The organism is Halodesulfovibrio aestuarii DSM 17919 = ATCC 29578 (genome assembly GCF_000384815.1).
GTDB lineage: Bacteria > Desulfobacterota > Desulfovibrionia > Desulfovibrionales > Desulfovibrionaceae > Halodesulfovibrio > Halodesulfovibrio aestuarii.
On sequence record NZ_ARQF01000021.1, the window covers coordinates 277,692 to 302,015 of the forward strand.

Genomic DNA, 24,324 nt, shown 5'->3' on the forward strand with positions numbered 1-24,324 from the left:
TTATCTGGTGTAGGCGCGAGCACAAATGACCTATGGGGGTTACACATTATGAAGTCACAATCTCTGGATGCAGTATGTATTGTAGCTGGCACCACTATTGGTGCGGGAATGCTTGGTTTGCCAATGGCAATTGGCTTTCTGGGCTTCAAAGTCAGCATGGTACTGCTTCTGGTCATGTGGGCTCTGGCGTTCTACACTTCCCTTCTTTTGCTTGAAGTTAATTTGCAGGTCGGGGCTGGCTTAAACGTAAATATGATGGTTAAGAAAGTTCTTGGCAGATGGGGGCAGGTTATTGCTGTTGTCTGTTTGGGTTTTCTTCTTTACGCGGTGCTTGTTGCCTACGTAACTGCAATGGGTGGTATCATTGCCCGTGCCATAGGGGTTAATGGAGACGCATTTAGTACCGGAGCCTGCTCCGTTGCATTTGCACTGGTAATGGCCACTATTATGTACTTAGGTACAAATGCCATTGTACGTTTTAACAGTTTGTTTTTCTTGAGTATGCTTGGGGCAATGGGTATTGCTTTTGCTACCTTGAGTACTACTGTAGATGTAAATGTGTTAATGGATGCTACACCGGACTACAAATATCTTGTTGGTTCTATCCCTGTTCTATTTGCTTCATTTTCTTTCCACTTCTGTATTCCTAGTATCACCACTGTGGTCGGAACAAACACCAGACAGCTGGTTCGCATTATGTTCTGGGGCACCTTGCTTCCGCTTCTGTGTTATATGTTATGGCTGTTTCTGTCTCTTGGCAGTGTACCTATGGATCAGATTGTACACATGAGAGGCGGTGTTGATTCTCTTATAAAATCCATGTGTAATGGCTCTGTGGTGATTCAGACTATTCTGTCCATTTTTGCGGCGTTTGCCCTTATTACCTCATTTTTTGGTGTGGCACTCTCCTTGTTTGATTTGATGGCAGAAACGTTACGTCGTGGTAATAGTGGGAGAGAACGTATGGGAACAACTGTTATTGTGTTTGTTCCGGTTATAATTGCATCTTTGCTTGCTCCTGGTGGTTTTATTGCAGCACTCGCTCATGCAGGTGCAGCTCTTGCAGTTATCTGTATTTTGTTGCCGTGTGCTATGAGCTATAAACTTCGCCGTGAGGCAAAAGCTGCCGCGAATAAGTTTGTATACATGACTCCGGGGGGCAGTATGGGGATCGCAACCGCAGCAGTATGTGGTGTTGTGATTCTTGTCGCTAACTACATTTAAGCGTCTTTTATCGTTACTAAAAAGGCTCCGCTTTCAAGAGAAAGCGGAGCCTTTTTTAGTATGAAGCAAGTAATGTTGGCCTTGTCGAGACTAATTTACTGTATGGCGGGCTTGTTCAAGCCAGCTGTTCCATGTGTCCTGATTGTCCTTTATCCATTCTTCAGCATGGAGATTGATGTCTTGCTGGGAGTTTTCACCTTCCATAATCTTTGTGTACTCTTCATTCAGGTCGCAAAGATCAATTGTGAATAGTTCCAAAAACTTCTTGGCTGGCGGGTTGCTCTCCAAAAACTTCTTGTTCGCAATGACACGAATGTCAGCAACGCTGAACCCCATATTAATAGGATCCGTCGCAGCACCTTCAACTTCATGCAGGCGCATTAATTTTAGTTCTTTTTTAGAGTCTGTGATTGGAATGTTAAAGGGAACGTTAATCCATATAACATCCTTCCCGGGAACTAACTTATAGATGATCCAACTTGGAGTCCAAGTATAGTAAAAGATCGGATCACCGTTTTTGTATGCCGCGAGATTTGCCGCCATTGCTACCTCATACGACTCATTTATCTGTTTGACGTGATCCTTAAGGCCGTATTTATCAATGTGCATGTTGATAACGTTTACTGCTGCCCATCCAGGAGGAGCGCCAGTAAGATCGGCCTTTCCGTCCCCGTCCTTATCAAAAGCCTTGCGTACTTCCGGACGTTTAAAATCATCCAGTGATTTTATCTTCAGGGCTGCTGCGTGCTTTTTATCAACAAGGTATCCCTGCAGCCCTTGTTTTTTTAAAACATATCCAACTGCCGAGATAGAATCATTTTGTTTTTCAAGGTAGTTATCGTGAAGTGGAAACCAGCTGTTTGGCCAGTAATCTACGTCTCCCTGTGCAACTGTATTGAAAAATTGTGTAACCGGAAGTTCTTTAGGCTTTTCTACAGTATATCCAAGCTCGCGAAGGCCTTTTTCAATAATGGTCGCGTGGAAATATCCAGTTGGCCATGTGGCACGGGCAGGTCTGATGATGATGCCTTTTCCCGGTTGTTTGTTGTGGGCAAAAGCTGGAATAGAGATGGAGACAATAAGTAAGGATAGTAGAAAGTTTCTTAGCATTGTCATTTCATCCTGCGGTGCTAAAGGTTGTCGCATATTTTAATAAGATATGCATGGGGCTGGTTGGCTCTCTACTTTAATGATAGCGTACCTTGGCGCTGGAGGCATTGCTATTGTGTATTTTGTTGCGCAGGGCTTGACCCTGTCATCATGCTTAACGCTCCAGCTCCTGAACAAACTGTTTCACTATCCTTGTCCCACAAAGACGAATTCCATTTGAAAATTTGTCCAACAACCTGTTACTATTAGATATACATATTGTGTTAGTTGAGTCTTCGTAGTTTAATAAAAATGGAAATTGTAAAAGCTGAGTGCGTTCAAGCGCAATTCTGTGGTGCCTTGGCTAACCTTTGGTGGGGGGCGTTCCCCGGTTTTGCAATGGAGTTTGTTTTATAAAAGGTACTGTTTAACTAGCATGTTTGGTTAGCGTAATGGAGGGGCAATGAAAATTAATAAATATGCAACACAACCAGATGGCTCGATGATTTTATATGATTGGAATGGGGCTGTTCACTATATAGATTCATACCAGCTTATAATGTCAAATCCTGATAAGTTATCAATTGATACGGTAGCAAACATAATTTTTGCGTCAGACCCGCCTAAATGGCAAAAAGCTCTGACTCGTTTGCGAGATTCTATTGTTGGATTCTTCGGGTTGAAAACCGGAATGCCCTCGGAATCCCCACAACCGCAGAGTGACCCCACTCAGTCTCAGCTAGTTGATAAGATAGGTTTGTTTCCTGTGATTAACCGTTCAGACTCAGAAATTGTGATGGAGCTTGATGATAAGCATTTGTTATTTCGCGCTTCATTATTAATGAGAAAGCTCCAAAACTCAGACCAGTACTCTGTTTTTCTGACAACAATAGTCCAATTTCATAATCTATGGGGCAGGATGTATTTTTTTCCTGTAAAACCATTTCATAGAATAATTGTAACACAAAGTTTGAAAAGGCTTTTAAGGCAGCATAACGAGCTAATACCTCAGGATAGTCTGCCATAAAAATCTGGCGCGTAACCGACGGTCAAATCAATGTGTTTGTTCAGGCGCTGTGACGGACGTTGTGAGTCATGCTTTATGTATTTTTCTGGAGAAGTTTGAGGGAAAATGAGAAGCTGAATGGTGAAATTATACTGGCGATCAGGCTATTCTTTTTGAGGGAGAGGATATTTTACCGTAATTCAATAACCATAGAGAATGGCTGGGATAGAACAACTTGTGTCGTTGTATAGATATAAAAAAAGGGTCTGCTCAAGAGCAGACCCTAATTTTTTTAGCGGAAGCTGGAACTACAAAGTGCCTGCTTCTTTTTTTACATCGATAGCGATCTTCCAGAGGATGGATACTACGAATGCGCCAACAGCGAAGATACCGAGAGAAATTAACAACTCTGGTACGGTTGGTGCGTAGGAAGCCCAGGTCTCAAATGGAGATGGTGCAAAACCACCGATAATGAGGCCAAGACCTTTATCAATCCAGGTAGCGAGAACGAGCATGCCGAGAGCCCATGGAAGGATCTTCATGTTTTCACGCAGGGAGGTAGGAATGAGCAGTACAAGGCTGCCAATAGCCATAACTGCACCGATCCACATCCAGTAAGTTACCCAAGGAAGACCCTGTTCAGTACCTGCGAAGAGGTAGTGAAGTGGGTGCATGTGGCCAGGAATGTTACTGTAGAATGAAGTAAATACTTCACAAAGGAACAGGAACACGTTGAGGCACATTGCGTAGGTGATGATAATGGTAAGAGTTTTAATAGCTTCTTTACCAATTTCGAATTTAGCAATTCTTTTCACGATCATGAGAAGGAGAAGAAGAAGAGCTGGACCTGCGCAGAATGCAGAAGCAAGGAATCGAGCAGCAAGAACTGCAGTAAGCCAGTAATGGCGGCCCGGGAGACCCTGAGACAAGAACGCTGTAACGGTGTGGATAGAGAATGCCCAGATTACGGAAGTGTAAATAAGGTATTTTACCCACTGTGGAGGTACAACCTGAAAGCGTTCGCATTCCAGAGTTTTCCAACCGATGATTGCGTTAAGGCAAAGGTAACCGATAAGTACCATCATATCGTAGAACATGACGGAGTTAAAGGTTGGGTGCAGCATTACGTTCAGCATACGCTGAGGCATACCCATATCAACTACGATAAAGAGCATGCACATGATTACTGCGCCAATTGCCATGAATTCACCAAAGATGATGATCTTCTTGAACTGCTTGTAGCCGTGGAAGTAAGCTGGAAGTACCAGCATAACAGCGGAAGCGGCGATACCTACGAGGTAGGTAAATTGAGCAATGTAAAAGCCCCAGGTAACGTTACGGCTCATGCCTGTAAGGCTAAGACCGTATTTAAGCTGGAACAGGTATGTAATTGCACCGACGCCGATAAGGCCACCGAGGAAAGCCAGCCACATGTAGTACTTTGGAGATCCTTTCAAAACTTTTTCGAGCATGATGGGCCTCCTAAATTATGTAGAATACACCAGGCTCAGTGCCTAATGATGGTTTACGACGAAGTGTGAAGTTCTCTTCGAGCAACTTACGAACTTCAGATTCAGGATCTGAAAGGTCGCCGAAGTGAATTTTACCCTGAGCTGCTTCAACACAAGCTGGAAGCTTACCTGCATCAAGACGTTCAACACAGAAGTTACATTTCTCAACTACACCGATCATACGGGTAGGGAACTTAGGGTTGACCTCTTTGATGTAAGGGCGAGGATCAGTGAAGTTGAATGAACGTGCGCCAAATGGGCAACCTGCCATGCAGAAACGGCAACCGATACAGCGATGGTAGTCCATAGCAACGATGCCGCTTTCAAGCTTGTAAGTAGCCTGAGTTGGACATACGCGAACACATGGAGGGTTCTCGCAATGGTTGCAGAGCATGAAGTATTCACGGTCTTCAATTTCTTTTGACTGATACTTGTTGGTTGTGTCTGTGAAGGTGTGCTCGTATGCGTCTTTCCAAATCCACTTGATTTCAGTTTTACCCGGAATATGTGGAATGTTGTGCGCAGTGTTACAAGCGTTGATGCAAGCATCAAAGTCTTCTTTGGAAGTAAACTCGCGAGTATCAATTACCATAGCCCAACGCTTAGCTTTAAGCGCAAGAGCATCTTCTTTGTAACTAGGTTTAACAGCAGCAGCTGCTTTGGTCATGCCGCCAGCAGCAAGCTGAGCACCAAGACCTGCAACAGAAAGGCTGGCAACCTTAAGGAATTGTCTTCTGCTACGTTTCATTATTCATTCCCCTTAGGCGGAACGTGGCAAGTCCAACAATATGGCTCCACGGCGTTCTCAAGGTGACAAGTGTCACAGAACTCAGCCTTATTGGTATGACAGCTCATACAGGTTTTCTGCAGGCTTGCATCCCAAGTTGCACCGTTAGAGGCTACGTATACACGTTTGCCTTCACGAAGTGCGGAGTCGCGCCACTGGTTTAACAAAGTCATGTGCTGAGAGCGCATGAATTCAACAGGCTCAATGCACTGCTTTTGATCAGTTGGCAGGCTCAGTTTTGGACCAGTGTAGTCTTTGGAAGCCAGATTGCCCCAGAAAGGGTAAGAAAAAACGGCTAAAAAGATTACCAGTCCGGAGATAACATACTTGCTGTTATACATGATTATTCATCCTCCATTCCTGGCAGTTCTTCCTGCCTGAGGTCCATAGTACGCTTTTTCTCGCCTTTCATAACAAGGGCGTTAGCGACAAGCTCGTGCAGGCCCGAAATATCCACGCCCGGTGCCCAGTAGTCGGCAAGCGGAGGCAGAGTTGCTCGGTCAATAGCACAAACACAAGACATCATGTTAACACCATGTTTTTCCTGCACGTAACGTAAAGCGTTACCGCGAGGAAGAGCACCACGCATACGGATTTCCATAATCTCATCAGTGTTGAGACCGGAACCTGCACCACAACAGAAAGTCTGCTCGCGGATGGTGTTTTCAGGCATTTCATAGAAGTTATTACATACAGCCTTAAGAACTTCACGAGGTTCTTCAAGAAGTCCCATAGCACGTGCCGGGTTACAGCTGTCGTGGAAGGTAACTTTGTGATGATCGTTGCGTGAAGGATCAAGGCGGATTTTGTTGTGCTTAATGAGGTCAGCAGTGAACTCTGCAATGTGAACCATTTTGGTTTCACGAGCGTTTTCAAACACGGTACCAGTAATTGGGCTTACTGGAGTTTCCATGCAGGAAGGTGCTGGGCCGTTCATGGTAGACATGTACTGGTTAATAACACGCCACATGTGACCACATTCGCCACCAAGAATCCATTTGGAGCCTAAGCGTTCAGCTTCAGCGTACATCTTAGCGTTCAATTTCTTCATCATGCTGGATGATGTAAAGAGACCGAAGTTACCGCCTTCAGATGCATATGTGGATAAGGTGTAATCAAGCCCGATTTCTTCGAAGAGCATCAGGTAACCCATAAAGGTGTAGATGCCCGGTTCTGCAAATGCGTCACCGGAAGGGGTAATGAAGAGTACTTCATGCCCAGGTTCGTTGAACGGAGGGTTGATAGAGATACCGGTAACTTCTTCAATATCTTCGCAGAGGAACTCTACGATTTCTTTGAAAGCATGTGGAGTAATACCAAGGTGGTTACCAGTGCGGTTACAGTTGCTTACAGGGTCCATGATCCAGTGCAGACCAAGGCCGAGTTCATGCAGTAATTCGCGAGCCATCATGGTAATTTCAGCGGTATCAATGCCGTATGGGCAGTACAGGGAGCAACGACGACATTCAGTACACTGATAGAAGTAGTAGAACCATTCTTTAATTACGTCTTTGTCGAGCTTGCGTGCACCGGCAAGTTTACCGAGGATTTTACCAGCTGTGGTAAAGTCTTTGCGGTAAACAGAACGGAGCAGCTCTGCACGCAGAACAGGCATGTTTTTAGGGTCACCGGAACCGATGAAGTAGTGACACTTATCAGCACAGGCACCACAGCGAACACAGATGTCCATGAAAAGTTTAAGAGAACGGTACTTTTCAAGGCGTTCTTTTAAACCGTTATAGATGATTTCTTCCCAGTTTTCAGGGAGGTGCCAATCTTCCTCAAGTGGATTCCAATCGTGTGGATTAGGCATTCCAAGAGGTTCCATGGTCACTTTTTTAGCTGGATATGCAACCGCGCCTTCAGTTATTTCAGGCTTGGTGTTCATCCAGTTTACTTTAGGCATATCGTAGCTGACTTTCATCAGCTCTTCAGGTGAAGGTACTTTGGCCATAACTGCTCCTTATTCTTCCGGCTGCTTTACGACCGGGAGTCCAGCCTCAACCATAGGTACCCTGAACTCGTCTTCGTATGCTTCGTAAGTGCGGTATACTTTTTCCGGGTTCCATGGGTTAACATGCAGCTTAATACGGCTGTCGTTTGCCATGTTACGGGTCGGGCTAAAGAATACACCACCAGCATGCATAAGCTTACTGAACGGGAAGTACATAAGGAGTACTACAAGGAAGAGCATGTGCACGTAGAAAATGCTGCCGATTTTTGCAAGAGCTGCTGTGTCCGGTGCGAAGTGGAGCAAGCTCATTACAAATACTTTAACAGTCGCAATGTCTACTTTAAGGAAGTAGCGCATTGCGATGCCGGTAGCACACAGGCCGAAAATCAGGAAAAGCGGGAAGTAATCGCTCAAAAGAGAGATGTAACGCACTTTTTGATTAAAGATACGACGGCCAATCAGGTATGCCAGCGCTACAAGAATTAGTGGGCCGGTCATAAACAGACGCGGAGCACCAATCTGCAGGATGCCGTCGAGCATTTCGACACCATTCACGAAGAAAGGCACCGGCTCAGCAAAGAACCTGAAGTGACGTACAAAAATAATAAGGAAAGAGTAGTGGAAGATGAGCGCGAAGAGCCACAGGAACTTAGAGGACCAGTAGACCACGCGGTCGCCTTCAATTGAAACGTTAGTGTTGCGGAACAGGGAGCGAAACAAAAGTACTTCAAGGATCATGCGTCCCCAAACACCCGCCTTATTGGTCGGGTTGTCGAGAGTGGCAGGCTTAATCCAAGGAAGAGACTTCTGTTGACCACCTGTAGTAGGAATGCTGAACGGAACAGGGCGCTTTGCCCAGTCTAAAATCCGCCATGCGAAACCTACAAGGAATACGGTTATTGCTGTGTAAGGTAAACAAACTGCCAGAACATATTGGAATCCCATCATTGATCCCATCCAGGCAAGTATACCTAATGCTATAACCGCGAGAAGTGAAATAATCATTCCGTTACCTCGCTGCTAGGCTATTGGTTGTTACGATTCCGGTTCCCCAACCGGTTTCTCCAATATACGTTCTGCTCTCTTCAAGAGCTGAAAGTGCTTCCTTTTGAATTCGTCAACGCGCATTCTCTGAACTTTGTCTCGGCATTCCGAATAAATGCGGAATCCCACAAGGGCCAGAGAATCTATCTTTGATTCTAGTTCCAGAAGATCAGCAAATTCTTCGGACTTAGAAAGTTTGGGGACAATGTGTTTTCGGATGATATTTTTTAAAACGAAGATAACAGACATTGCTTGGTCTGCTTCGAATTTTTGAACGGCGCGCACCTGAATGAGTTCGTTCATTGCCGGTGTTACGATATCACTGTCCAAATTATCATCCACGAGTGCATCGATAAGAATTGCAGTCGCTTTTTTGGTTTTATTCCCTACAGGGTTAGCAAAAGCGTCTTCCTGACTACGCAGGAATCCTACAGTATCAATGTCATAGGTACCGAAGATGGCTGAAATCCACGCATCGGTAATTTCTTTTTTATGTTCAGAAAAAATAGCTTGTACTTGGTGTCGCATAGACTTACTTCGCTTGGTATAAAAGGATTCCAGCGGGAGACCCTATAAAGCGTTTTTAACTATTTGTCCAAGTAAATTGCCAAAAAAAAGTATGACAATAAAGGACAATAGTGCTCGCCCGCTGCCTCCCTCAGTTTCAAATGATTTTTTTCACATAATGTGATTACATGGTTGCGTCAACACATTCAATTAAATTGATTGGCCAATCAGTATGCTTAAAAAGAAAAGAACTAAGGACGTTATCTACTCGCAGGATGCCGAACTGTCGTCTGTGCAGCCGGAAAAATCATCGTTAAAATCTAGTACATCCCCTTTGCTACCGTGCTTTTGCTCATTGGAGAGTAAAGAGTTGGGTACTCCATTAGTAATGAGTACAGGAATGCGTGTGACACCTATGGACGCGAGTTTCGATTTATTTCTAAAAATATTCCATAGAAGCTTCATGCGAACCATAAATGGGATGGCACGGGGAGGTGTTGTTCCGCGGATGGCACGATTGAAAGCAATATACATTGAGGTGCCGTCAGTAATGGCTTTTTGCATTAGAAATATTTTTTCAAGATCTCCATCGGATTCTGCGATCGGGTAGTAGGTAATGTTGCCTGAATCATTTTGGGCTAGAGTAGGGATCAGGTTTTTGCAGGCAGAACAGCTTGGGGAGAAAAACACTTGAACATTTGATTGGTGGTTGCCATAGACAGCCCATGTGCCTAGTTCTTCATTTACTGTTGAAAAAACGTTAGGGGTGAAGAGCAGTGTCCAAATAACCAAGACCGGAGTAACTAAAGTCGCCCGCCTTTTGAGTACAGAGCACTGCATAAAAAACAGTAAAAAGAGTATGGCTGCGAAGAATAAGCACGGAACACATGGTGCCGTGAATATCATAAGCAGCAGAAATCCTAAATCTCCAATAACCGCGCATAGAGCCAGAAACAGAGCCGTTTTTCGTAAGTTAAAGAGGTTTAGTAGAGCCAACGCAATAAACAAAGCTGTACCAATCCACCATAAGGAAATTCCGCCTAGCGAAATGTCCTTAAAAATTTCACAGCCTGTAGTAATGCAGATGGCGTCTAAATTTTGTGTAGCATTTAGTGCGCAGAAAATGGCTCCAGCAAAGGCCACAAATGCAGCGCCATATGCGGATCGCTTGGAAAGGGACATGCAAAAATCTCCAGAAGGTTTCAGTAGATCGTTGTCTTGAGCTGCCAACTCACGGAGGAAGCTTACTTGGGCCGTGAGCCTGATTGGCCGCAGATTTTGGAGACTGTACTGTGATTGCAAATGCGGGTAAAGGGATTAGCTCGATTTTTACGTTTAAGGAGTAGGCGCTTTGATTTTTAGAGAAGACGGCACCATTAAATATACGCTGACCCGTAGTAACAGGGCCAAGCATGTCCGGTTAAAAATCACACGGACAAAGGGACTTGAGATAGTAGTGCCAGAGACTTTTAAAAAGGCATGGCTCACTCCAATACTGGAGAAACGTATAGAATGGATTCGTAAAGTTGCAAAACGGTTAGAGCTGCCGGCTAGTATTGGAGAAATGCCTCCTTTAATTCCCGAAAAAATCTTTTTGAACGCCCTTAATTATGAATATGCTGTCCGATGTGTGTCACCCACTACAATTTCGACGAAACTTGTTGATGCCGAAAAGATTATACGAACAGCTACCGGAGTGCTATCTATTGAAGTCGATGGAGGCATCCTGCTTCCAAATACCGTAACAGACGAAGTGCAAGCAGAGTTGTTACGCTGTTGGCTTGTACGATGCGGTAAGGAATATTTACCTGAGTTACTTGAAGAGGCTTCGGCACAGGTTGGGATTCCATATAAAAAAGTGCAAATACGTCTTCAGAAAGGAAGATGGGGGAGCTGTTCCGGACGCGGGACGATTTCACTAAATGCACGTTTGCTGCTTCTACCGGCAGATCTGCTGCAATATATTTTATTACACGAACTGGCACATGTCCGGCACCCGAATCATTCACATGCTTATTGGAATTTTTTGGCAACACTTGATGCCAGAGCGTTAGAAAATGATCGGGCTATGAATGATGCCTGGAAACATATTCCGCTTTGTTTTTCTATGTAGTCCTTCTAGCGTAGGACGACGTTCAAGGTTCAAAATATAGGTAAGCTGAATCTGTCTATATATAATGATATGTAAAAAGATATCCTCACACATAAAAAAAGGGGATCGGTTACCCGATCCCCTTTTATAATCAGCGTAGCTAAAACTACATGGATTCGCCGGAAGCTGCACCCTGCATTTTAACTTCAACTTTCTCGGTAAGGCCTTCGTAGTATTCACGAAGGATAACGAGAACTTCGTCACGACCGAAGTGATCTGGAATTTCAGCGCCTTCGGAAAGTGCTTTACGGAGTTTTGTACCGGAAAGGATAACACGATCTTCTTTGCTGTGTGGGCAGGTACGAAGGGAAGCCATGCCGTCACATTTGTAGCAGTAGAAGGTCCAGTCAATTTTCATTGGTTTACAAAGCAGTGCTTTGCCTTCATCTGCTGGGGTAGGAATACGATCAAAGATTTCCTGTGCTTCGAAGAGACCGTAGAAGTCACCAACACCAGCGTGGTCACGACCGATGAGCATGTTGTTTACACCGTAGTTCTGACGGAAAGTAGCGTGGAGCAGACCTTCACGTGGACCAGCGTAACGCATGTCAAGTGGGTAGCCAGCCTGAATTACGTTGTCTTTTACGAAGTAGTGTTCCACAAGTGCATCGATAGCTTTTACGCGAACGTCTGCAGGAATGTCTCCTGGCTTGAGGTTACCGATGAGGGAGTGAATGAGCACGCCGTCGCAAACTTCGATAGCGATTTTTGCGAGGAATTCGTGTGAACGGTGCATTGGGTTACGGAGCTGCAGTGCAGCAACTTCAGACCAACCACGTTCTTCGAACATAGCACGAACTTCTGCAGGACGGAGGTAAACACCTTTGTATTCTTCTGGGTATTCGCCTTCGGAAAGAACTTTAACAGGACCAGCAAGGTTAACTTCTTTCTGAGCCATAACCATTTTTACGCCTGGGTGATCTTCAAGAGCGATCTTCCAGAATACGTCATCAGCAGACTCTTCGCCTTCGCCTTTGAATACTTTTTCGCATTCCCATTTTTTGTCAGCTTCGGTCATTTCGAACTTTTCTTCTACTTTCATAGTAGCGAAAGCGATGCCGTTACGAACGAGAGCGATTTCTTCACCAACAGCGATTGCGTCAGCTTCTTCTTTGGAAGCGTCAAGGGTAACTGGTACAGGCCAGAAAGTGCCGTCTGCGAGAGTGAAGTTCTCACATACGTTCTTCCAGTCTTCTTTACCCATGAAACCGTTCAGTGGGGAGAAGCCACCGATACCCATCATGATAAGGTCGCCTTTTGCACGAGCAGAGATGTCGAGCTTTTTGAGGCCTTCAGCTTTTTTTACTTCAGCTTCGAGTTCTGCGCCTTCGAGCAGGCAACAAACGAGACCTTTACCACCATGTGGGGCTACCAGTTTAGACATAACTTCCTTCCTCCGGAATATAAAAGTTTGTAACTTGTGAATTACCGATTTGGTTTTTCATAAAGCCAATCTTGTAGTCGCACTAAATAGATAGACGATTGCGCTTGTGTCTTTAAAATTCTACTTAGTGCTTGAGAATGGTTTGTGAAAAATTAGACAAAAAGTCAAGGGTAAAAATTTAACTTTTTTAACCCTGTAAATACAGTGTGTTGAGAGCATGTCTCTGTGTCAAGAAAAAATAAAATAACAGGCAGAATTCACTTGGTTGAGAATAATAGTACAAATGAAGAAAAAATAATGGGTATTTTGGGGTGGTTGGAACAGTGAAAAGCTTGTGAAAAAGAGTACAAAAAGATCAAAAAATAAAAAAAAGACGTTGGTTTTGTTAGTAACATTATTATATATGAAAAAAATAGCAAAAATTACTTGAACACCGTAAAAAAAAGACGTAAGTAGCTGATTCGAAATTTCACGGGTCTGACTGACGATGCCGAGCGGGCTGCTGGGCTGCATCGGGTCCCCGTTTGGAATAGATGAGCTACTAACTAACTTTTAGTTCTCCACTGAAGGTTGGTTGGTGCTTTTGTTGTGATTTGAGTTGCACCACACAACGGGGGCTGCTCATCCTGTACTAAGCGAACGACTTTGATTAATTCCTTTGGAGGAAAAATGCCCACTATCAACCAACTTATCCGTAAGGAACGTAAGAAGGTTGTAAAACGTAAGAAAACCCCAGCGCTGCAGGCTTGTCCACAGCGTCGCGGCGTTTGTACTCGTGTTTACACCACTACGCCTAAAAAACCTAACTCCGCGCTGCGTAAAGTAGCTCGTGTACGCCTCACCAACGGCATCGAAGTAACTGCCTACATCCCTGGTGAAGGTCATAACTTGCAGGAACACTCTGTTGTTATGATCCGTGGTGGTCGTGTAAAAGACTTACCAGGTGTACGTTACCATATCGTACGTGGTACCCTCGACACCGCTGGTGTTGCCGATCGTCGCCAGGGCCGTTCTAAATACGGCGCTAAGCGTCCTAAGTAAGCAGTTAATTGGAGTAATATAGATATGCCTCGTAAAGGACCCGTACCTAAGCGTGAGATTTTGCCAGATCCAGTATATGGAAGCCGTCTGGCAGCTCGTTTTGTTAACCGTCTTATGCTTGACGGTAAAAAGAGCACCGCAGAAAAAATCTTCTATAAAGCACTTGATGTTCTCGCTGAAAAAACCGGCGAAGATGCAATCCGCGCTTTTGAAAAGTCTATTGAAAATGTAAAACCTCATCTGGAAGTTAAGTCTCGCCGCGTTGGTGGTGCAACTTATCAGGTTCCAGTTGAAGTTCGTCCAGACCGTCAGGTTTCTCTCTCTATCCGTTGGATCATCACCTACGCTCGCGGTCGTGGCGAGCAGGGCATGGTTGCACGTCTGTCCGGCGAACTGCTTGACGCGTTCAACAGTCGTGGCGGTGCTGTGAAGAAGAAAGAAGACACCCACCGTATGGCAGAAGCTAACAAAGCTTTTGCTCATTTCCGTTGGTAATCTGAGGAGCTTGCTGTGTCTGCTAAAGTAGCTGTATCAAAACAGAGAAATATTGGTATCATGGCCCACATTGATGCGGGTAAGACTACCACTACTGAACGTATTCTCTACTACACCGGTGTATCTCACAAAATTGGTGAGACACACGACGGTGAGTCCAATATGGACTGGATGGAGCAGGAAAAAGAGCGTGGTATTACTATTACCTCTGCTGCAACTACCTGTTTCTGGAAAGATTACCGCGTAAACATCATTGATACACCGGGCCACGTTGACTTCACTATGGAAGTTGAACGCTCCCTTCGTGTTCTTGATGGTTCCGTTTGTGTGTTCGATGCTGTTGCCGGTGTTGAGCCTCAGTCTGAGACTGTATGGCGTCAGGCTGACCGTTACGGTGTGCCTCGCATCTGCTTCATCAACAAAATGGACCGCATTGGTTCCGATTACTGGCGTGCAGTTGGCATGATCTCCGATCGTCTCGGTGCTAAGCCTATCTCTCTCCAGATTCCAATCGGTGCTGAAGACCATTTTGAAGGCATCATCGATCTCGTAACCGGCGAAGCTATCTACTATGATAAAGCTACCAAAGGTGCTGAGTTCGAAATCAAAGCTGTTCCTGCTGACTTGCAGGACCTCTATGACGAAAAACGCCTTGAAATGATGGAAGCAGCAGCAGAAGAAGACGAAGAACTCTTCGAAAAATATCTCGGCGGCGAAGAACTCTCCGCTGAAGAAATTAAATCTGCTCTGCGTAAAGCTACTATTGCACGTACTATCGTACCTGTATTCTGTGGCTCTGCATTCCGTAACATGGGCGTACAGCCTCTGCTTGACGCGGTAGTTGACTACCTGCCAAGCCCTGTTGATATCCCAGCAATGGAAGGTAGCGACCCTGACAACGAAGAAGTGAAAATTCCTTGTCCATGTGATGACAAAGAACCTTTCTCCGCTCTCGTGTTCAAGCTCGCTTCTGACCCATACATCGGTCACCTTTCCTTCAGCCGCATCTACTCCGGTAAAATTGAAACTGGTATGACCATTTTCAACGCTAACACCGGTAAAAAAGAGCGTGTTGGTCGTCTTCTTAAAATGCATGCTAACAAGCGTGAGGACATTAAAGAAGCATACGCTGGCGACATCGTAGCTGTTGTTGGTCTGAAAAACGTATCTACCGGTGACACCATCTGCGCGATGGATCGTCCTGTAGTACTCGAGTCTCTCGACATTCCAGATCCAGTTATCGAAGTTGCTATTGAGCCTAAAACAAAAGCTGACCGTGACGCTCTGTCCGCAGCTCTTGCTAAGCTTGCTAAAGAAGATCCATCCTTCCGTGTAAAAGGTGATGACGAAACAGGTCAGACCCTTATTTCCGGTATGGGTGAGCTTCACCTCGACATCATTGTTGACCGTCTTACCCGTGAATTTAGCGTTAACGCTAACGTTGGTAAGCCTCAGGTAGCCTACCGTGAAACTATCACCAAGGTTGCTAAAGAAGATCACAAGTATGCTAAGCAGTCTGGTGGTCGTGGTCAGTATGGTCATGTTGTTATTGAAGTTGAACCTAACCCAGAGAAAGGTTACGAATTCAGTAACTCCATCACCGGTGGTGTTATTCCTAAAGAATACATCCCAGCTGTTGACAAAGGTATTCAGGAAGCACTCAAAAGCGGTGTTTTTGCTGGATTCCCAACTGTTGACGTTAAAGTTAACCTCGTATTCGGTTCTTACCACGACGTTGACTCCTCTGAACAGGCATTCTACATCGCTGGTTCTATGGCGATTAAAGCTGCTTGTAAGAAAGCTGGTCCTCAGATCCTCGAGCCTATTATGGGTGTAGAGGTTGTAACTCCTGAGGAATACCTTGGCGACGTAATGGGTGACCTTAACGGTCGTCGTGGTCGCGTACAGGGTATGAATACCCGTGCTAATGCTCAGGTTATTGATGCGATGGTTCCGCTTTCCGAAATGTTCGGTTACGCAACTGACCTTCGCTCCAAAACCCAGGGTCGTGCGAACTTCACTATGCAGTTCGATCACTACGAGCCTGTACCTAACTCTATTGCTGAAGAAATTGTAAGCAGTAAAGGTTAGTACCTGAGTTTTCAGGCGATATAATGCTCCGGTCATCGTAAGATGGCCGGAGCTTTTCTGGTTAGAAAGGGTAGAGTAAGTATATTTCAACATATCGTAAAAAAAATACGAAATAGGTGTTGACGTTAGAGCTTGTCTCACATATAAGTCTTTCTCGCTTGAGGCAAACATCGTTTTGTTCTTAAGCACAAAAACTCCTCCTCACAAATTTGGAGGTTAAGAATGGGTCGAGCCCATTCTGCTGTTTTTTGACATTTGCAGGCGTTTCTTGATGCTGCATTATGTCGTGCCGTTCCAGCAAGGACCGTGTTTTGCTGTAAGGTGCACATACAATTTTAAGTGTTTATACCACTTGCATCTTGGAACCCCTGCGGGCCCCCTGCGTCTATTGAATCTATCAATTGTTCGCAGGCTAGGCTGACGACATTTGGGCGTTCTTCGCAGGTAGTGGAGTAGAGGTCTTTTGATGTTGTCGGGCTAGGCTGGCTTGTCACACATCACAATCCCTCTCTTCTTTTCTCCATTATCTACGAATAACAAATTTCGGACTCGTTTCGAGTTCTCCTGTCCTCTGTCGTTACTAGGGCAAGATGCATCTGTTCAGCCGTTACTTTACAGAGATTTCATCTTGTACCGTCGTGAGGAAATTTCTGCTTATTGCAGTTTGGATCATTCCCCTCACGGAATGATCACAGGTAAGGGTCTCGTATCCCTAATATGGAGTAATAAACTATGACAACTGTTAGCAGTGATCGTATCAGAATTAAGCTTAAAGCTTACGATTACCGCATCCTTGATAAGGCTGTGGCTGAAATCGTTGATACGGCGCGCAACACGGGTGCAGGGGTTGCTGGTCCAATTCCGCTCCCAACAAACATTCACAAGTTCACGGTCAACCGTTCTGTACACGTAGACAAAAAGTCTCGCGAGCAGTTCGAAATGCGCATCCACAAGCGTCTTATGGATATCCTTGAGCCTACTCAACAGACCGTTGATGCTCTTGGAAAGCTCAGTCTACCTGCTGGCGTGGACGTTGAGATTAAACTCTAGCGAGAGGTAATCATGACTGAGAAATTAGGAATCTTGGGCCGCAAAGTTGGCATGACCCGTATTTTCGCTAACGATGGTTCTGCTGTTGCAGTTACCGTTATCGAAGCAGGTCCATGCCCTGTAATCCAGAAAAAAGATGCGGCTACTGACGGATATAATGCAGTTCAGATTGCATTTGGCGAAGCTAAAGAAAAGCATGTAACCAAGGCAATGCGTGGTCATTTTGCAAAAGCTGACCGCGGTTTGTTCCGCAATACATGCGAAATTCGTCTTGAGGAAGCACCAGAACTGGAAGTTGGTCAGGAGCTTTCTGCAGATATCTTTGCTGCAGGCGAAAAAGTTCGTGTGACCGGCACTACAATTGGTAAAGGCTTCCAGGGCGTAATGAAGCGCTGGAACTTCGCTGGTATGCCTGCGTCCCACGGTCACGAAAAAGTGCATCGTTCCCCAGGCTCCATTGGTCACGCAACGTTCCCAGGTAAAGTGTTCAAAGGCAAAAAAATGCCTGGTCACATGGGTAACGTTCGCCAGACTACATCTAACCTCGAAGTCGTCGCTGTTCGCGCCGATGAGAACCTCATCCTGGTTAAGGGTGCAGTACCTGGTCCTAAGAACGGCCTCGTACTGGTACGTAAGCAGTAAAGGGGTACTACAGTGGCTGTTGTAAAATTATACGATCAGAACAAAGCAGAAGCCGGTGAAATCACCTTGGCTCCTGAAGTGTTCGAGGTCGAGGTAAAACCCGAGATCCTGAACCTTGTTGTACGCGCTCAGCGTGCAGCTAAGCGTGCAGGCACCCACGCAGTTAAGGGCCGCTCCGATATTCGTGGCGGTGGCGCTAAACCTTGGCGTCAGAAAGGTACTGGCCGTGCTCGTGCTGGTTCTTCCCGTTCCCCAATCTGGCGTGGTGGTGCTGTGACTTTTGGTCCTCAGCCCCGCGACTATGGGTTTAAGGTAAATAAAAAGGTTCGTCGCCTTGCTATTAAAATGGCTCTGTCTTCCCGCCTTGCTGGTGAGAATCTCTTGGTCGTTAATAGCATCGAACTGCCTGAAGTAAAGACTAAGCTCATGGCTGGTGTTACTGAGGCTCTCGGTTTGAACAAAGCACTCATCGTAGCAAAAGACCTCGATGAAAAGCTCGTTCTTTCCGCACGTAACCTCCCAGGTATCACCGTACAGTCTGTTGAGCAGCTGAACGTATACGACGTGCTCCGTCATAAGCAGCTTGTTCTGCTTGAAGGCGCTGTTGAATCCGTTCAGGAACGACTGAAGTAGAGGTAGGGTCACATGAATTATACTAAGATCCTCATCAAGCCGCTTGTCTCTGAAAAAGCTACTTTCCTCAAGGAAGAAGCTCAGCAGGTTACATTCTTTGTAGCGCCATCTGCTAACAAAATTGAGATCAAGAAGGCAGTAGAAGAAGCCTACAATGTTAAAGTTGCAGGTGTTAACGTAGTGAAACGTCGCCCACAGCCTAGAGTGCGTCATGGCCGCACCGTCGGTCAGATCTCTGGCTTCAAAAAGGCGTACGTGACTCTGGCCGCTGGCGAAAAAATCGAATTCTTCGAGGGAGTGTAAGCAATGGCTGTTCGTAAGCTTAAGCCTACTTCTCCGGGTCGTCGCTCCCAGACTATTTCCCTTTTCGAGGAAATCACTCGTAGCACCCCAGAGAAGTCTTTGACTGAAGGCCTGTCCAAAAAAGCAGGTCGCAACAACTACGGTCGTATTACTCAGCGTCGTCGTGGCGGTGGACACAAACGTCTTTACCGTATCATCGATTTTAAACGTAACAAGTTCGATATTCCTGCAACTATTGCACATATCGAATACGACCCAAACCGTTCCGCTCGTATCGCTCTTCTGCACTACGCAGACGGCGAGAAGCGTTACATCATTGCTCCAGTTGGCGTAAAACAGGGTGATGTTGTTGTTGCAGGTGAAACTGCAGACATCAAACCTGGTAACGCTCTTCCAATGAGCAAGATTCCGGTTGGTACAATTATTCACAACATCGAGCTTGCTCCAGGCCGTGGCGGACAGTTCTGTCGTGCTGCTGGTGCATATGCACAGCTCGTTGCTAAAGAAGGTAAATACGCACTTCTGCGCATGCCTTCTGGTGAAGTTCGTAAGGTTCTTTTGACCTGTATCGCAACCGTTGGTCAGGTTGGTAACGTAACTCACGAAAAAATTCGCATCGGTAAAGCTGGCCGTAATCGCTGGCTCGGTAACCGTCCGAAAGTTCGTGGTGTTGCAATGAACCCTATCGATCACCCACTCGGTGGTGGTGAAGGTCGTAGCTCTGGTGGTCGCCATCCGGTTACCCCTTGGGGCGTACCTACCAAAGGCTACAAGACTCGCGACAAGAAGAAAGCTTCCAATAAGCTTATCGTTAAGCGTCGCGGTCAGAAGTAGGAGTAGAAAATGCCTAGGTCTCTTAAAAAAGGTCCTTTTGTCGACGACCATCTTCTCCGAAAAGTTGAGAAGGCTCAGGAAAGTGGCGATCGCCGCGTGATCAAGACTTGGTCCCGTCGTTCCATGATTCTTCCTGAAATGGTAGGCCTTACCTTTGCGGTTCATAACGGTAAGAAATTCATCCCTGTATTCGTGACTGAGAACATGGTTGGTCACAAATTCGGTGAATTCTCCCCGACCCGCACGTACTACGGCCATGCTGCCGACAAAAAGAGCAAGGCTAAACGCTAGGGCAGGTGAAGTAATATGCAAGCTCAAGCTACCGCCAAGTTCGTACGCGTATCTACACGCAAAACCCGTCTTGTTGCTAAAAACATCGTGGGTCTGCCAGTAGAAGACGCTGTAAATATCCTTAAGTTCACCCCGAACAAAGGTGCAGCCGTTATTTTTAAAGTGCTGCACTCTGCAATCGCCAACGCCGAACAGGTGCCTGGCTCTGATGTGGATGCTCTCGTGGTGAAACAGGTTATAGTCAACGAGGGTCCAACCTGGAAACGCTTTATGCCTCGTGCACAGGGTCGCGCAACTCGCATCCTGAAGCGTACCAGCCACATCACTGTCATTCTCGAAGAAAGTTAGGATACAGTTATGGGACAAAAAGTACATCCATATGGTTTCCGTCTTGGTTTTAACAAGAACTGGAGATCTCGCTGGTTCAGCAAAAAAGAATATCCTGCCTTTGTCTTCGAAGATAGCAAAATTCGTAAGTACGTAAAAAAGGCCCTGTATCATGCAGGTATTGCTGACATTGAAATCGAACGCGCTGGCGGAAAAGTTCGTCTTATCCTTAGCACAGCACGTCCGGGTATTGTCATCGGCCGTAAGGGCGTAGAAATCGAAAAGCTTCGTGCTGATCTTCGTGGTAAATTCCAGCGTGAATTCTCCATCGAAGTTAACGAAATCCGTCGCCCTGAAACTAATGCACAGCTTGTAGCTGAAAACATTGCTATGCAGTTGGAACGCCGTGTTGCTTTCCGCCGCGCTATGAAACGCACTGTTTCCATGGCACGCAAGTTTGGTGCAGAAGGTATCAAAGTATCTTGTGCTGGCCGTCTGGCAGGCGCTGAAATCGCTCGTACCGAATGGTACCGCGAAGGTCAGGTTCCGCTTCAGACTCTGCGCGCTGATATCGACTACGGTTTTGCAGAAGCTTCCACCACTTACGGTATCATCGGTGTTAAAGTCTGGATCTACAAAGGCGAAATCCTTGACAGTGAGGTAGGGCAGTAATGCTTCAGCCTAGAAAGACTAAATTCCGTAAGCAACAGACTGGCCGCCTTAAAGGCAAAGCCACTCGCGGTAATACCATTGCTTTCGGTGACATCGGTTTAAAAGCGCTCGAACATGGCAAACTCTCTAATCAGCAGATTGAATCTGCTCGTATTGCGATGATCCGTCACATTCGACGCGGTGGTAAAGTTTGGATCCGTATTTTCCCGGATCACGTGAAAACCTCTAAGCCTCTTGAAGTTCGTCAGGGTAAAGGTAAGGGCGCACCATGTGGTTGGTACGCACCTGTTAAGCCTGGTCGTATCCTGTACGAAATCAAAGGTGTTGATATCGAACTTGCTAAAGAAGCACTGAAACGTGCATCTTACAAGCTCCCTATCAGGACTACTATTGTGGTTAAGGAGGGGCTCTAGTATGAAAGCCGCAGAACTTAAAAAACTTAGCGTTGAAGAACTCAACACTAAGCTGGAAGAAGCTCGCAAGGAACTTTTTGACTTGCGTTTCAAGCATGCAACTGCACAGCTTGATAATACTTCCGGTATTCCTGCTACAAAACGTGCAATTGCACGTATTTTGACCATTTTGAAGGAAAAGGGAGCGTAAAATGTCCGAAGCTATTGAACAGCGGAAGGGTCGCGCGCTCGTTGGTACTGTTGTGAGTGACAAGAACGACAAAACTATTGTTGTTCGCGTTGAGACACTCGTAAAACACCCGCTTCTCAAGAAGTACATTCGTCGTCGTAAGAAGTTTACTGCTCACGACCCTAACAACGAATGCGCAATGGGTGATAAAGTGAAAATCATCGAGTTTCGTCCACTCAGTCGCAACAAACGCTGGCATCTCGTTTCTGTTTTGGAAAAAGCCGTTTAGGGGTTTGCTATGATTCAGGTAGAATCCACTCTTGAAGTAGCGGACAACTCCGGTGCCAAAAAAGTTGCTTGTATTAAAGTACTCGGCGGTTCAAAACGCCGTTATGCTTCTGTAGGCGACATCATCGTAGTATCCGTGAAAGAGGCTATGCCTCATTCCAAGGTGAAAAAAGGTGACGTGATGAAAGCTGTTGTTGTGCGCACGAAAAAAGAAATTCGTCGCGTAGATGGCACTTACATCAAATTCGACACCAACGCAGCAGTAGTGCTGAACAAGCAGGGCGAACCTGTAGGTACACGTATCTTCGGACCAGTTGCTCGCGAACTTCGCGGTAAAGGTTTTATGAAGATTGTATCTCTCGCACCTGAGGTATTGTAGGAGAAACCATGAAACAGTATCGTATCCATAAAGACGACAAGGTCATGGTAACCTCCGGTAAGGACAAAGGCAAAATCGGCAAAGTTACCAAGATCCTTCGTAAGAAAGATCGTGTAATTGTCGAAGGTGCAAATATGGTTAAACGCCACACTAAGGCGAACCCATATGCGCAGCAGCCTGGTGGAATCGTCGAAAAAGAAATGCCTATTCACGTTTCTAACGTGATGGTCATGTGCGGTGCATGTGCTGAACCTACTCGCGTAGGTTACCGCTACACCGAAGACGGTAAAAAAGTGCGCTTCTGCAAGAAGTGTAACGAAATCCTTGGGTAGGGTGAAAGACGATGACCCGTCTGAATAAGATCTATAAAGAAAACGTGGTGCCGGCCTTGCAGAAAGAGTTCCAGTACAAAGGACCTATGCAGGTTCCCGGGCTGGAAAAGATCTCCCTCAATATCGGCCTTGGTGAAGCAAGCACTAACAACAAAATCCTCGAAGATGCTGTTGTAGCGCTTACCGCCATCGCTGGTCAGAAGGCCGTTGTTACTCGTGCTAAGAAGTCTATCGCTGCATTTAAACTGCGTGAAGGCATGCCGATTGGCTGCCGTGTAACTCTTCGTGGTGCTGAAATGTGGGATTTCCTCGATAAGCTCGTTAACTTTGCACTGCCTCGTGTACGTGACTTCCGCGGTATCCCTGATCGTGGTTTTGATGGTCGTGGTAACTTTACCCTCGGTATCAAAGAACACACAATCTTCCCTGAAATGGAAGCAGATCGTGTTGATAATGCCTTTGGTATGAACATCACCATCGTTACTACCGCTTCCTCTGACAAAGAAGGCAAATTCCTGCTTGATCAGCTCGGAATGCCTTTCAAGAAGTAAGGAGAACCATAGATGTCACGTAAATCTCTTGAAGTAAAAGCTGCGCGCAAACCTAAGTTTAGCGCGCGTGCATACAATCGTTGTCCTATTTGTGGACGCCCACGCGCATTCATGCGTCGTTTCGGCATTTGCCGTATCTGCTTCCGCCAGATGTCTCTGCGCGGTGAGCTGCCAGGCGTTCGTAAATCGAGCTGGTAAGTCACAAGGAGTTTTAGATGCTGACTGATCCTATTGCAGACATGCTTACACGTGTCCGCAACGCGCACTTGGCCCTTCATAAGGAAGTGAGTGTGCCGCGCTCGAAGATGAAGGAATCCATTGCCTCCATCCTCAAGGCTGAAGGTTACGTAAACGACTTCTCTGTTGAAGATCGTGAAATCAAGATCACTTTGAAATACGTAAAAGGTAAAGCTGTAATCGCTGGCCTCAAACGTATCTCTAAGCCAGGTCGTCGTGTTTACGTAGGTGCACAGGACGTTCCGGCCGTTCAGAACGGTCTTGGTATTTGTATCCTGTCCACGTCCCGTGGTGTACTAGAAGGAAACGCTGCTAAAGAAGCTAATGCTGGCGGCGAACTCCTCTGTGAAATCTGGTAGCGGGTGCAGTCATGTCACGAATTGGTAAGCAGCCTGTAGCAATCCCTTCCGGTGTTGAAGTTAAGATTGCTGGCGAAGCTATTAATGTTAAGGGCCCTAAGGGCAGCATTTCTACACCTGTAGAAGCTACCCTTAATTACGAAATTGCCGACGGCAATGTAGTAATTACTCGCAAAGATGAGTCCCGCGTAGCACGTGCACAGCACGGCCTGCGTCGTACTCTCGTTGCTAACTGCATCGAAGGAGTAAGCAATGGCTTCTCCAAGACTCTTGAAGTCAACGGTGTTGGTTACAAAGTTGCGGTAAAGGGAAAAAATGTTGAACTTGCAGTTGGGTTCTCCCACCCTGTAGTTATGCCTCTTCCAGCAGGAATTGAAGCAAAAGCTGAGGGTAACAAGCTGACAGTAAGCGGCATCGATAAGCAGCTCGTAGGCGAGTTTGCAGCTACCGTTCGCCGTGTACGTCCGCCTGAACCTTACAAAGGCAAGGGCATTAAATATGATAATGAGCAGATCCGCCGCAAAGCCGGTAAATCTGCAGGTAAATAGGCAGGTCTAGA

The 24,324-nt window shown here is 46.0% G+C and carries 32 protein-coding genes; 23 read left to right on the forward strand and 9 right to left on the reverse strand.

The genetic code is table 11. The features are described from left to right. Positions 1-48: 48 nt before the first annotated feature. Entirely contained in the window at positions 49-1,224 is a 1,176-nt protein-coding gene (locus tag F461_RS0111950) for an amino acid permease (RefSeq protein WP_020001402.1), read from the forward strand. A gap of 90 nt (positions 1,225-1,314) precedes the next feature. On the opposite strand, the gene proX is transcribed toward F461_RS0111950, so the two are convergent. Next, entirely contained in the window at positions 1,315-2,334 is a 1,020-nt protein-coding gene (gene proX / locus F461_RS0111955; protein ID WP_235633747.1) for a glycine betaine/L-proline ABC transporter substrate-binding protein ProX, read from the reverse strand. A 442-nt stretch (positions 2,335-2,776) separates the two neighbouring features. Between proX and F461_RS18740 the strand changes: the two genes are divergently transcribed. Next, entirely contained in the window at positions 2,777-3,340 is a 564-nt protein-coding gene (locus tag F461_RS18740) for a DUF2867 domain-containing protein (protein WP_020001404.1), read from the forward strand. Positions 3,341-3,627: 287 nt separating this feature from the next. Here the strand turns inward: F461_RS18740 and dsrP are convergent, their stop codons facing one another. The 7 genes from dsrP to F461_RS0111995 form a co-directional block, all read right to left on the reverse strand. Then, positions 3,628-4,791, reverse strand: a complete 1,164-nt coding sequence (gene dsrP / locus F461_RS0111965) for a sulfate reduction electron transfer complex DsrMKJOP subunit DsrP (protein WP_020001405.1) — start codon at positions 4,789-4,791, stop codon at positions 3,628-3,630. Positions 4,792-4,801: 10 nt separating this feature from the next. Beyond that, positions 4,802-5,578, reverse strand: a complete 777-nt coding sequence (dsrO, locus tag F461_RS0111970) for a sulfate reduction electron transfer complex DsrMKJOP subunit DsrO (protein WP_020001406.1) — start codon at positions 5,576-5,578, stop codon at positions 4,802-4,804. Next, entirely contained in the window at positions 5,578-5,958 is a 381-nt protein-coding gene (gene dsrJ / locus F461_RS0111975) for a sulfate reduction electron transfer complex DsrMKJOP subunit DsrJ (protein ID WP_020001407.1), read from the reverse strand. Before dsrJ ends, dsrO begins: the two co-directional genes overlap by 1 nt. A 2-nt stretch (positions 5,959-5,960) precedes the next feature. Further along, positions 5,961-7,523 (reverse strand): sulfate reduction electron transfer complex DsrMKJOP subunit DsrK, encoded by a 1,563-nt coding sequence (gene dsrK / locus F461_RS0111980; protein WP_370735303.1) that lies wholly within the window; start codon positions 7,521-7,523, stop codon positions 5,961-5,963. Between the two features lie 57 nt (positions 7,524-7,580). Beyond that, complete coding sequence (dsrM, locus tag F461_RS0111985; RefSeq protein WP_020001409.1) at positions 7,581-8,576, reverse strand: sulfate reduction electron transfer complex DsrMKJOP subunit DsrM; 996 nt, start codon at positions 8,574-8,576, stop codon at positions 7,581-7,583. Between the two features lie 30 nt (positions 8,577-8,606). Further along, positions 8,607-9,143 carry an RsbRD N-terminal domain-containing protein gene (locus F461_RS0111990; RefSeq protein ID WP_020001410.1) on the reverse strand — a complete coding sequence of 179 codons (537 nt, stop codon included), beginning with the start codon at positions 9,141-9,143 and terminating at the stop codon, positions 8,607-8,609. A gap of 243 nt (positions 9,144-9,386) precedes the next feature. Further along, entirely contained in the window at positions 9,387-10,304 is a 918-nt protein-coding gene (locus tag F461_RS0111995; protein WP_020001411.1) for a hypothetical protein, read from the reverse strand. A gap of 169 nt (positions 10,305-10,473) precedes the next feature. Between F461_RS0111995 and F461_RS0112000 the strand changes: the two genes are divergently transcribed. After that, on the forward strand, positions 10,474-11,235 hold the full coding sequence (locus tag F461_RS0112000) for a M48 family metallopeptidase (protein WP_020001412.1): 762 nt from the start codon (positions 10,474-10,476) through the stop codon (positions 11,233-11,235). A gap of 145 nt (positions 11,236-11,380) precedes the next feature. Here F461_RS0112000 and sat read toward each other — a convergent pair whose 3' ends face one another. Further along, positions 11,381-12,658, reverse strand: coding sequence for a sulfate adenylyltransferase (gene sat, locus F461_RS0112005; protein WP_020001413.1), 1,278 nt, complete (start codon positions 12,656-12,658; stop codon positions 11,381-11,383). Positions 12,659-13,327: 669 nt separating this feature from the next. Between sat and rpsL the strand changes: the two genes are divergently transcribed. From rpsL to rplF, 20 genes are all read left to right on the forward strand, one after another. Continuing rightward, on the forward strand, positions 13,328-13,699 hold the full coding sequence (gene rpsL, locus F461_RS0112015; protein WP_020001415.1) for a 30S ribosomal protein S12: 372 nt from the start codon (positions 13,328-13,330) through the stop codon (positions 13,697-13,699). A gap of 24 nt (positions 13,700-13,723) precedes the next feature. Next, on the forward strand, positions 13,724-14,194 hold the full coding sequence (gene rpsG / locus F461_RS0112020) for a 30S ribosomal protein S7 (protein WP_020001416.1): 471 nt from the start codon (positions 13,724-13,726) through the stop codon (positions 14,192-14,194). Between the two features lie 15 nt (positions 14,195-14,209). After that, positions 14,210-16,285 (forward strand): elongation factor G, encoded by a 2,076-nt coding sequence (gene fusA, locus F461_RS0112025; RefSeq protein ID WP_020001417.1) that lies wholly within the window; start codon positions 14,210-14,212, stop codon positions 16,283-16,285. 732 nt (positions 16,286-17,017) lie between these two features. Further along, a complete protein-coding gene (gene rpsJ / locus F461_RS0112030; RefSeq protein WP_010938597.1) occupies positions 17,018-17,335 on the forward strand; it encodes a 30S ribosomal protein S10 in 318 nt (105 codons plus the stop codon). Positions 17,336-17,347: 12 nt separating this feature from the next. After that, entirely contained in the window at positions 17,348-17,977 is a 630-nt protein-coding gene (gene rplC, locus F461_RS0112035; RefSeq protein ID WP_020001418.1) for a 50S ribosomal protein L3, read from the forward strand. A 12-nt stretch (positions 17,978-17,989) separates the two neighbouring features. Next, the gene (rplD, locus tag F461_RS0112040; RefSeq protein ID WP_020001419.1) at positions 17,990-18,610 is read left to right on the forward strand and encodes a 50S ribosomal protein L4; all 621 of its coding nucleotides are present in this window, start codon (positions 17,990-17,992) and stop codon (positions 18,608-18,610) included. A gap of 12 nt (positions 18,611-18,622) precedes the next feature. Continuing rightward, on the forward strand, positions 18,623-18,913 hold the full coding sequence (gene rplW / locus F461_RS0112045; protein ID WP_020001420.1) for a 50S ribosomal protein L23: 291 nt from the start codon (positions 18,623-18,625) through the stop codon (positions 18,911-18,913). Positions 18,914-18,916: 3 nt separating this feature from the next. Beyond that, complete coding sequence (gene rplB / locus F461_RS0112050) at positions 18,917-19,747, forward strand: 50S ribosomal protein L2 (RefSeq protein WP_020001421.1); 831 nt, start codon at positions 18,917-18,919, stop codon at positions 19,745-19,747. Positions 19,748-19,756: 9 nt separating this feature from the next. Further along, positions 19,757-20,038 (forward strand): 30S ribosomal protein S19, encoded by a 282-nt coding sequence (gene rpsS / locus F461_RS0112055; RefSeq protein WP_020001422.1) that lies wholly within the window; start codon positions 19,757-19,759, stop codon positions 20,036-20,038. 15 nt (positions 20,039-20,053) lie between these two features. Next, complete coding sequence (rplV, locus tag F461_RS0112060) at positions 20,054-20,386, forward strand: 50S ribosomal protein L22 (protein ID WP_020001423.1); 333 nt, start codon at positions 20,054-20,056, stop codon at positions 20,384-20,386. A gap of 9 nt (positions 20,387-20,395) precedes the next feature. Further along, positions 20,396-21,037: a 30S ribosomal protein S3 gene (gene rpsC, locus F461_RS0112065; protein WP_020001424.1), complete on the forward strand. Its 642-nt coding sequence runs from the start codon at positions 20,396-20,398 to the stop codon at positions 21,035-21,037. Further along, the gene (gene rplP, locus F461_RS0112070) at positions 21,037-21,450 is read left to right on the forward strand and encodes a 50S ribosomal protein L16 (RefSeq protein ID WP_020001425.1); all 414 of its coding nucleotides are present in this window, start codon (positions 21,037-21,039) and stop codon (positions 21,448-21,450) included. The genes rpsC and rplP overlap by 1 nt, the downstream gene beginning before the upstream one ends. A 1-nt stretch (position 21,451) precedes the next feature. Then, positions 21,452-21,640 (forward strand): 50S ribosomal protein L29, encoded by a 189-nt coding sequence (gene rpmC / locus F461_RS0112075; protein WP_020001426.1) that lies wholly within the window; start codon positions 21,452-21,454, stop codon positions 21,638-21,640. 1 nt (position 21,641) lies between these two features. Then, entirely contained in the window at positions 21,642-21,908 is a 267-nt protein-coding gene (rpsQ, locus tag F461_RS0112080; RefSeq protein WP_020001427.1) for a 30S ribosomal protein S17, read from the forward strand. A 9-nt stretch (positions 21,909-21,917) separates the two neighbouring features. Beyond that, positions 21,918-22,286 carry a 50S ribosomal protein L14 gene (rplN, locus tag F461_RS0112085; protein ID WP_020001428.1) on the forward strand — a complete coding sequence of 123 codons (369 nt, stop codon included), beginning with the start codon at positions 21,918-21,920 and terminating at the stop codon, positions 22,284-22,286. 8 nt (positions 22,287-22,294) lie between these two features. Further along, the gene (gene rplX / locus F461_RS0112090; protein WP_020001429.1) at positions 22,295-22,618 is read left to right on the forward strand and encodes a 50S ribosomal protein L24; all 324 of its coding nucleotides are present in this window, start codon (positions 22,295-22,297) and stop codon (positions 22,616-22,618) included. 11 nt (positions 22,619-22,629) lie between these two features. Continuing rightward, the gene (gene rplE, locus F461_RS0112095) at positions 22,630-23,169 is read left to right on the forward strand and encodes a 50S ribosomal protein L5 (RefSeq protein ID WP_020001430.1); all 540 of its coding nucleotides are present in this window, start codon (positions 22,630-22,632) and stop codon (positions 23,167-23,169) included. A 12-nt stretch (positions 23,170-23,181) separates the two neighbouring features. Continuing rightward, a complete protein-coding gene (locus F461_RS0112100) occupies positions 23,182-23,367 on the forward strand; it encodes a type Z 30S ribosomal protein S14 (RefSeq protein ID WP_020001431.1) in 186 nt (61 codons plus the stop codon). Between the two features lie 17 nt (positions 23,368-23,384). Next, positions 23,385-23,765 carry a 30S ribosomal protein S8 gene (rpsH, locus tag F461_RS0112105; RefSeq protein ID WP_020001432.1) on the forward strand — a complete coding sequence of 127 codons (381 nt, stop codon included), beginning with the start codon at positions 23,385-23,387 and terminating at the stop codon, positions 23,763-23,765. A gap of 11 nt (positions 23,766-23,776) precedes the next feature. Then, on the forward strand, positions 23,777-24,313 hold the full coding sequence (rplF, locus tag F461_RS0112110) for a 50S ribosomal protein L6 (protein ID WP_020001433.1): 537 nt from the start codon (positions 23,777-23,779) through the stop codon (positions 24,311-24,313). The last annotated feature ends 11 nt before the right edge of the window (positions 24,314-24,324 follow it).

What these genes read in the sequence shown, in the direction of transcription:
- F461_RS0111950 (WP_020001402.1), top strand. Translation starts at nt 49, where the DNA reads ATGAAGTCACAATCTCTGGATGCAGTATGTATTGTAGCTGGCACCACT.
- proX (WP_235633747.1), bottom strand. Translation starts at nt 2,334, where the DNA reads ATGCTAAGAAACTTTCTACTATCCTTACTTATTGTCTCCATCTCTATT.
- F461_RS18740 (WP_020001404.1), top strand. Translation starts at nt 2,777, where the DNA reads ATGAAAATTAATAAATATGCAACACAACCAGATGGCTCGATGATTTTA.
- dsrP (WP_020001405.1), bottom strand. Translation starts at nt 4,791, where the DNA reads ATGCTCGAAAAAGTTTTGAAAGGATCTCCAAAGTACTACATGTGGCTG.
- dsrO (WP_020001406.1), bottom strand. Translation starts at nt 5,578, where the DNA reads ATGAAACGTAGCAGAAGACAATTCCTTAAGGTTGCCAGCCTTTCTGTT.
- dsrJ (WP_020001407.1), bottom strand. Translation starts at nt 5,958, where the DNA reads ATGTATAACAGCAAGTATGTTATCTCCGGACTGGTAATCTTTTTAGCC.
- dsrK (WP_370735303.1), bottom strand. Translation starts at nt 7,523, where the DNA reads ATGCCTAAAGTAAACTGGATGAACACCAAGCCTGAAATAACTGAAGGC.
- dsrM (WP_020001409.1), bottom strand. Translation starts at nt 8,576, where the DNA reads ATGATTATTTCACTTCTCGCGGTTATAGCATTAGGTATACTTGCCTGG.
- F461_RS0111990 (WP_020001410.1), bottom strand. Translation starts at nt 9,143, where the DNA reads ATGCGACACCAAGTACAAGCTATTTTTTCTGAACATAAAAAAGAAATT.
- F461_RS0111995 (WP_020001411.1), bottom strand. Translation starts at nt 10,304, where the DNA reads ATGTCCCTTTCCAAGCGATCCGCATATGGCGCTGCATTTGTGGCCTTT.
- sat (WP_020001413.1), bottom strand. Translation starts at nt 12,658, where the DNA reads ATGTCTAAACTGGTAGCCCCACATGGTGGTAAAGGTCTCGTTTGTTGC.
- rpsL (WP_020001415.1), top strand. Translation starts at nt 13,328, where the DNA reads ATGCCCACTATCAACCAACTTATCCGTAAGGAACGTAAGAAGGTTGTA.
- rpsG (WP_020001416.1), top strand. Translation starts at nt 13,724, where the DNA reads ATGCCTCGTAAAGGACCCGTACCTAAGCGTGAGATTTTGCCAGATCCA.
- rpsJ (WP_010938597.1), top strand. Translation starts at nt 17,018, where the DNA reads ATGACAACTGTTAGCAGTGATCGTATCAGAATTAAGCTTAAAGCTTAC.
- rplC (WP_020001418.1), top strand. Translation starts at nt 17,348, where the DNA reads ATGACTGAGAAATTAGGAATCTTGGGCCGCAAAGTTGGCATGACCCGT.
- rplW (WP_020001420.1), top strand. Translation starts at nt 18,623, where the DNA reads ATGAATTATACTAAGATCCTCATCAAGCCGCTTGTCTCTGAAAAAGCT.
- rplB (WP_020001421.1), top strand. Translation starts at nt 18,917, where the DNA reads ATGGCTGTTCGTAAGCTTAAGCCTACTTCTCCGGGTCGTCGCTCCCAG.
- rpsS (WP_020001422.1), top strand. Translation starts at nt 19,757, where the DNA reads ATGCCTAGGTCTCTTAAAAAAGGTCCTTTTGTCGACGACCATCTTCTC.
- rplV (WP_020001423.1), top strand. Translation starts at nt 20,054, where the DNA reads ATGCAAGCTCAAGCTACCGCCAAGTTCGTACGCGTATCTACACGCAAA.
- rpsC (WP_020001424.1), top strand. Translation starts at nt 20,396, where the DNA reads ATGGGACAAAAAGTACATCCATATGGTTTCCGTCTTGGTTTTAACAAG.
- rplP (WP_020001425.1), top strand. Translation starts at nt 21,037, where the DNA reads ATGCTTCAGCCTAGAAAGACTAAATTCCGTAAGCAACAGACTGGCCGC.
- rpmC (WP_020001426.1), top strand. Translation starts at nt 21,452, where the DNA reads ATGAAAGCCGCAGAACTTAAAAAACTTAGCGTTGAAGAACTCAACACT.
- rpsQ (WP_020001427.1), top strand. Translation starts at nt 21,642, where the DNA reads ATGTCCGAAGCTATTGAACAGCGGAAGGGTCGCGCGCTCGTTGGTACT.
- rplN (WP_020001428.1), top strand. Translation starts at nt 21,918, where the DNA reads ATGATTCAGGTAGAATCCACTCTTGAAGTAGCGGACAACTCCGGTGCC.
- rplX (WP_020001429.1), top strand. Translation starts at nt 22,295, where the DNA reads ATGAAACAGTATCGTATCCATAAAGACGACAAGGTCATGGTAACCTCC.
- rplE (WP_020001430.1), top strand. Translation starts at nt 22,630, where the DNA reads ATGACCCGTCTGAATAAGATCTATAAAGAAAACGTGGTGCCGGCCTTG.
- F461_RS0112100 (WP_020001431.1), top strand. Translation starts at nt 23,182, where the DNA reads ATGTCACGTAAATCTCTTGAAGTAAAAGCTGCGCGCAAACCTAAGTTT.
- rpsH (WP_020001432.1), top strand. Translation starts at nt 23,385, where the DNA reads ATGCTGACTGATCCTATTGCAGACATGCTTACACGTGTCCGCAACGCG.
- rplF (WP_020001433.1), top strand. Translation starts at nt 23,777, where the DNA reads ATGTCACGAATTGGTAAGCAGCCTGTAGCAATCCCTTCCGGTGTTGAA.